At 67.4% G+C, this 580-nt stretch carries 1 protein-coding gene; it reads left to right on the top strand.

Features of this window, described 5'->3' with window-relative positions; all coding sequences use genetic code 11:
* The coding region (locus tag ACFW6B_RS04200) for a tetratricopeptide repeat protein (RefSeq protein ID WP_386591807.1) at positions 1 to 580 on the top strand (580 nt) is incomplete at both ends.

Below are 580 nucleotides of genomic sequence, written 5' to 3'. Positions count from 1 at the left end.
CTTGCCTACCGGTCGGCAGGGGACCTGAAGCGGGCCATTCCCTTGTTCGAGACCGCCCTCGCCCAGCGTGAGCGGGTTCTGGGCGACACCCACCCCCATACCCTGGCCAGTCGCAACAACCTCGCCCTTGCCTACCGGTCGGCAGGGGACCTGAAACGGGCCATTCCCCTGCTCGAGGCGACCCTCGCCCAGCGTGAGCGGGTTCTGGGCGACACCCACCCCCATACCCTGGCCAGTCGCAACAACCTCGCCCTTGCCTACCAATCGGCAGGGGACCTGAAGCGAACCATTCCCCTGCTCGAGGCGACCCTCGCCCAGCGTGAGCGGGTCCTGGGCGACACCCACCCCGACACCCTGATCAGTCGCAACAACCTCGCCGTCGCCTACCGGTCGGCAGGGGACCTGAAGCGGGCCATCCCTCTATACGAGGCGACCCTCGCCCAGTATGAGCGGGTCCTGGGCGACACCCACCCCCATACCTTGATCAGTCGCAACAACCTCGCCCTTGCCTACCAATCGGCAGGGGACCTGAAGCGAACCATTCCCCTGCTCGAGGCGACCCTCGCCCAGCGTGAGCGGG

Source organism: Streptomyces sp. NPDC058751 (assembly GCF_042746485.1).
Lineage (GTDB): Bacteria > Actinomycetota > Actinomycetes > Streptomycetales > Streptomycetaceae > Streptomyces.
Note: the sequence above shows the minus strand (reverse complement) of the source record. Positions and strands in the feature narration are given on the sequence as shown.